This window comes from Synechococcus sp. OH2 (genome assembly GCF_047462155.1).
Classification (GTDB): Bacteria; Cyanobacteriota; Cyanobacteriia; order Thermostichales; family Thermostichaceae; genus Thermostichus.
The window spans coordinates 38962-44462 of the sequence record NZ_JANSIR010000122.1; the positions used below are offsets into that span (position 1 = coordinate 38962).

Consider the following 5501-nt stretch of genomic DNA (forward strand, 5'->3'; position numbering starts at 1 on the left):
TTGTGCCAATCGCGCTAGCGGGACGGAGTCCTTATTGCTGGAGAGACCAAACCGCGCCCGAATCTCACGGTAGCAAAGAGATTGGAGCTTAATGGCGTTGACTATCTTCTCTGGCATGTTTTGGTTAACCCAGTGAGGCCTCCGGCCCGCTGGCGCGAGGAGTGCTTGTGCAAACGCATCCAGAGTCGCATCCAGCTTGGCGGCTTGCGGCGCAGATACCTTGAGCTTGCAAGAAATAGTTAAAACTTGGGTCATGTTGCAACTATACGTCCTCTGCATTCCTCCCGGCCTTGACCCTACGGGTACAGGGCGGAGCTCCTGCGGTTTCTAGCTGAAGGGGGATCCTATCTTTTGGCGCTTTTGGCCGCATTTAGCCCTGTAGCCCTAGGCTAGCTGGACTACCCCCTATTGTTTGGTGAAGTTCCTCTTCTGTCCAGTATTCTGCTGTACTCTGCCTGCTTGGCTCGAATCTCGACATTTTTTAGGAACTTCGGCTGGCCCCACGCTTATTCGCCGCCGCCCCGCTTGGGAGGTGGGCCTAAATAAGACTCGACAACGGTCAACAATTCCCTCTCGGAAAATGGCTTGCTGAGAAACTCGTTGGCCCCGGCCATGCGGGCCTTGATCCGGTCGATGAAGCCGTCCTTGCCGGTGAGCATGATCATGGGGGTTTCGCGGAACTGGCTGGATTTGCGCAACATGGCGCACAGCTCATACCCATCCAATTTGGGCATGGCCACATCGCAGAGGATCATGTCGGGGTTGAGGAGAAACACCTGTCCCAGGGCTTTGAGGGGGTTGCCGATGGTGGTGACCTGGTAGCCCTCGTTTTGCAGGATGAACTCCACAGTTTTTTGGATGGCCATGGAGTCGTCGATACAAAGGATGTGGCTGGGCTTGTCGCTGGGTTTGAGGGGACGAGTGCGCTGGGGCTCGGCGATCAGGACGGGGTCGGAGAGGTGGATTGCCCCTTGGCGAACATAGGGATAGATGGCTTTGGCCACTGCCAGGGTGTCTCGGCCCAGGTAGCGACCCATCTGGCGAATGCTGGTTTTGCCGTCGGACCACTCGCTCAGGGCTTTGAAGACGGGGGCGGGCAAGGTTTGCTGGAGCGGCAGGGGGTTGAGGATGGTGGGGGCTTGGTTAGGAGCTTGGATATAGGGATGCAGCTTTTTCCACTCCTGCACCTGGGTGACCATCTCAGTAAGCAGGGGAGTGACGGGGAAGGTGGTCAATTGCGGGGCCAAGGGGGGTCCGGCTTCGAAAATGAAGGAGCCCTGGTGGAGGCTGAGCAGGTCAAAGAGGACTTCCCGCACCATGCCCAGCAGGATTTGCTTGCCTTGGCTGGGGTTGAGCTTGTGGCTTTCCAGCAAAGACCAGAGGCGGTTGTACTCGGGGGCATTGACCGCTGCTTTGTGGGGGATCTCAACTTCGTCTAGGGCAGCTTCCAGCTTGAAGCGGCGCAGGTAGTCTCTGAGGCGGGCAGTGCTCCCTTCGCCTTCAGAGGCATAGATGATTTGCCCATTCAGGAAAAAGACGAACCAGTAGATAGAGGGCCTGGCCTCTACGAAAAGCTCACCGGTGCGCTGGCCCAACTCGATCAATTGAAGGATGCTGCGGATATCGATCTCTTGTAATCTTCCCTGCATGGGATCCCTGCCTGCAGTCAGCAAGATATGACCATTATGACGCTAGTCTCTAGTGGCTGCCGCCCTGCTTGTAGGACTATTTTGGAAACGGAGTTAAAGTTTTAAAAACTTGGGGTTAAGCTTAGAGCCGAGTCCCTGCATTCCGAGTATCCTCGTATCCTCTAGAGCCTGGTTCCTGCAAGACGTATGCTGCCGCAATTCACTGCCTGGGTGCTGGGTCCGCTACTGGGGATCTACACCGTCCTGTTTGTGCTGCGCATTTTCCTGTCTTGGTATCCGCAACTGGATACTTCTCGACTGCCCTACTCCCTGGTGGTTGGCCTGACGGAGTTTCTGTTGCGCCCGACACGCCGCTTGATCCCGCCCCTGGGGGGGGTGGACATGGCGCCTGTAGCGTGGGTGGGTCTGGTTACCCTGTTGCGGGAGCTGTTGCTGGGACAGCAGGGATTGTTGACGATGGCCCTGCACTAGAGTGCTTTCCTAAGGATTATTAGCGGCCCTGCAAGATAGGGATCCGCGCGGCGGGAGTTTGCGCAAGCCGTGCAGGAGCTCCCGCCTGGATTTCCTCCTGCATCTGCTGCAGTTGCCGGATCAGTTCGGGCACCACCTGGTAGAGATCCCCAACGATGCCGTAGTGGGCAAATTTGAAGATGGGAGCGGCGCTGTCTTTGTTGATGGCGATGATGGTCTGGGACTTGTCCATGCCGACGCGGTGTTGGATGGCACCGGAAATGCCGCAGGCGATGTAAAGCTGGGGGCGAACGGTCTTGCCGGTTTGCCCCACCTGGTGGGCATAGGGGATCCAGCCGGCATCCACAGCCTTGCGGGAGGAGCCGACGGCGCTGTTGGGGAAACAGGCGGCCAGCGCTCTCATCAGCTCAAAGCCTTCTGGAGATCCCAGCCCGTAGCCACCGGAAACGATCACCTTGGCCCGCGTCAGATCCACCGCCTGGGAGAGGTTGCGCACCGTTTCCACAATGTGCAGCTTGAGATCCTCCGGCTCCAAGTTGACCGGCACCGGGATCACTTCCCCTTGGCGGGATCCGTCCCATGGCAAGGGCAGCATCACGCCGGGGCGCACGGTGGCCATTTGCGGGTTTTTCCAGGGGCCGAGGATACGGGCTTTGAGGGACTCACCAAAGCTGGGCCGAATCGCGTACAGGCATTCGGGGAAGAAACCAGACTTGTCGGGATCTCGGCTGTTGCTGTACTCGAAGGGGCCGATGTCAAGCTCGGTGCAGTCGGCGGTCAGGCCGGTTTCCAGGTGGGCGGCCAGACGGGGGGCTAAGTCCCGACCGGTGGTGGTGGATCCCAGCAGGATGGTGTGGGGTGGCTGGGGCCAGCTTTTGAGCAAGTCCAGGATAACGCGGCGGTAGGGCAGGGTGCGGTATTCGGCCAACTCGGGGTGGTCGGCGATGAAGACCTGATCCGCCCCGTGGCCGATGAGGATTGGGGGCAGGTGAGCGATGTTGTGGCCGAGGACGAGGGCACTCAAGGTCGCTCCCAGCTTATCGGCCAGCCGTCGCCCCGCTCCCAACAGCTCCAGGCCAATGGGTTGCAACTCACCCTTGATCTGCTCGGCGAAGATCAACACCCGCTTGTGCTCCATAGAGCTTACGACTCCTCATCGAAGTAGAAAGGCTGGGAAGTTTCGTCAATTCCTACACAGATTTCCGCAACTTAGTGATAATTCACCCAACAGGTTTGGGCGGGCTGCAACTGAGAAGTCAAGGAATGGGTTGAAAGGGTGGAGTTAGCAGAAGGGAAAAGAGGGTAAAGCCTAAGAGGTAGCTAGGTAGAGGCTCAAGTCAAGTGCCTGAGCCAATTCCTTCACCAGTTGCGGCACGGGCTGCCCTTGAAAGACCTGACAGTTGCCACCGATTTCCCCCACTTTTTCGGTGGCGGCCACGATGGTCGGGGATCCCTGGAGGCCGCAGCGCTTTGGATCGGCCCCCACATCGTCCAGGTTGAGGATCTGGATGGCCTCGGCCCGTGCCGCCTCATCCCTCATCAACCGCTGCACCCGCTGCACGCCGCGTAGGGTGGGATAGGCCAGACGTCGCGCTGAATTGGCCACCGTGACCAAGGCCGGCAGCGGCACCGCCACCGTTTGGGATCCCCCCTCGATGGCCCGCCGCGCCACCAGGATCCCATCGCGGATCTCAAAGGCCTCGCAATAGGTAACCTGAGGGATCCCCAGCCGCTCGGCCAACTGGGGCCCCACCTGGGCTGTGTCGCCGTCGGTGGTCTGCAGCCCGCAGAAGATGACATCGGGCCGGCCCGCATAGCGAACCGTGTGGGCCAGGGTGTAGGCAGTGGCCAAGGTATCCGAAGCGGCCAGGCGGCGGTCGGTCATCAAAATGCCCCGATCCACGCCGTGGGCAATGGCCTCGTAGAGCACCTCAATGGCCGGGGGTGGCCCCATCGTGATCGCTGTCACCCTCGCCCCATGTTGCCGTTTGGTTTGCAGGGCCGCTTCCAGCGCATAGCGATCGAAGGGGTTCAGCATCCGCTTGGCCTTGGCCCGGTCGATCGTGCCGTCACTGTTGATGCCGGCTTTGGCATTTTGATCGGGAACTTGCTTAATTAGGACAAAAGTTTCCAAGGATATCAGCTCCCTAGCGATCCCCTCCAGACTAAGAGGGATCCCTAGGCAGCAGAAACTTATTCAGCTTTTTTTCGGGATCGGAAACGGTGAGCACTCTGATGAGCACTCTTCAGTCGCCTTTCTCAGCACATCAGTTGCTCAAGTTTAAGTAACTTTAAACAAAGTTTGAGATATTCCCTTGCTGCTGCGCCTCGCTTGCCATCTCTAACCCAGCAACGCAAATGCGATTAAAACCTACCTCTCTCCCAAGAGAAGTCTGGGATCCCTGCTGCGAAAAGCTTGGAGAATATCTTGCTGGAATGACTGAGCCAATGAGCTGGGTTCCTCACCTGCCATCGGGAAAAGCCGTCTGGCCGGCAAGAAGCGTTCACTGTCTCTGCAAGTCAACAGACAGCGCTTCACAGACAGCGCTTCAAAGTTGTTGTGTGATTCTCCAGATCAGGCGATCATTCGCTCGGATTGGGGGGGAAGCAAGCTGTTGTCAAATACTTTCTCCAGAGGCGGTTTGGCAGAGAGGCCAAAGCCATCCACCACCTGAGCAATCGCGGTTTCCATCCGGGCAGGCACCACGTCCCCCAAGCCAATTTCCCGCACCTCCTCGGTAACAAACAGACGCGGCATAGCTAGGGTGAGACGCAGTTTCTCAATGGCAGTGTCCAGCACCTGCCCTTCGGCTCTGGCTTTGTCCAAAAACGCCAACATATTGCCGTCGGGGTCGCGGATGGTGTCTTGCCAGCCCTTGACGTAGGCCCTCAAGAAAGCTTTGAGTTGCTCCGGCTTCTCGCGCAGCAGTTGCACACGGGTGATGACGGCATTACCGTACAGCTCAAGGCCATAGTCGTTGTAGAGAAAAGGCGTGATGTCGTTCAAGCTAACGCCACCCCGCACCAAATTGGGCATGGCCGAGGTCATAAAGCCGCTAATTGCGTCCACCCGGCCTTGGATCAGGAAGGGCTCGCGTAACTGTGGCTCCATGGTTAGCCACTCTACTGAAGCCGGATCGATGCCGACTTGCTTGGCAAACACCGGCCAGAGCCGACGCGGCGCATCTCCTGCAGGCGCCCCCAGCTTCTTGCCCGCCAGTTGGGCCGGCTCTGTAATGCCTCTGCCTTTCAGGGTATAGATGCCGAAGGGAGAGCGGTTGAAGTGAACAAAGATCGCCACCAAGGGCACATCCGGGTTTTTGGCGTTGAACTCGATCATGGAGTAGGGATCCCCTTCCCCCAGGTCGTACTGGCCAGCAG

At 58.4% G+C, this 5501-nt stretch carries 5 protein-coding genes and 1 pseudogene; 1 reads left to right on the plus strand and 5 read right to left on the minus strand.

Annotated features, from left to right (window positions below):
- Positions 1-255 (minus strand): annotated as a pseudogene (locus tag NW835_RS13455) (hypothetical protein); the annotation flags it as partial.
- A 251-nt stretch (positions 256-506) separates the two neighbouring features.
- Positions 507-1649 carry a response regulator gene (locus tag NW835_RS13460; RefSeq protein WP_414415544.1) on the minus strand — a complete coding sequence of 381 codons (1143 nt, stop codon included), beginning with the start codon at positions 1647-1649 and terminating at the stop codon, positions 507-509.
- A gap of 186 nt (positions 1650-1835) precedes the next feature.
- Between NW835_RS13460 and NW835_RS13465 the strand changes: the two genes are divergently transcribed.
- On the plus strand, positions 1836-2120 hold the full coding sequence (locus tag NW835_RS13465) for a YggT family protein (protein WP_414366353.1): 285 nt from the start codon (positions 1836-1838) through the stop codon (positions 2118-2120).
- 19 nt (positions 2121-2139) lie between these two features.
- Here NW835_RS13465 and NW835_RS13470 read toward each other — a convergent pair whose 3' ends face one another.
- From NW835_RS13470 to NW835_RS13480, 3 genes are all read right to left on the minus strand, one after another.
- Entirely contained in the window at positions 2140-3258 is a 1119-nt protein-coding gene (locus tag NW835_RS13470) for an electron transfer flavoprotein subunit alpha/FixB family protein (RefSeq protein WP_414366351.1), read from the minus strand.
- Positions 3259-3429: 171 nt separating this feature from the next.
- A complete protein-coding gene (locus tag NW835_RS13475; protein WP_414366349.1) occupies positions 3430-4254 on the minus strand; it encodes an electron transfer flavoprotein subunit beta/FixA family protein in 825 nt (274 codons plus the stop codon).
- A gap of 441 nt (positions 4255-4695) precedes the next feature.
- Positions 4696-5501, minus strand: an 806-nt coding sequence (locus NW835_RS13480) for an ABC transporter substrate-binding protein (protein ID WP_414415545.1), incomplete at its 5' end; no start/stop codon positions are given.

Coding starts and splice junctions, on each gene's coding strand:
- NW835_RS13460 (WP_414415544.1), bottom strand. CDS start 1,649: ATGCAGGGAAGATTACAAGAGATCGATATCCGCAGCATCCTTCAATTG.
- NW835_RS13465 (WP_414366353.1), top strand. CDS start 1,836: ATGCTGCCGCAATTCACTGCCTGGGTGCTGGGTCCGCTACTGGGGATC.
- NW835_RS13470 (WP_414366351.1), bottom strand. CDS start 3,258: ATGGAGCACAAGCGGGTGTTGATCTTCGCCGAGCAGATCAAGGGTGAG.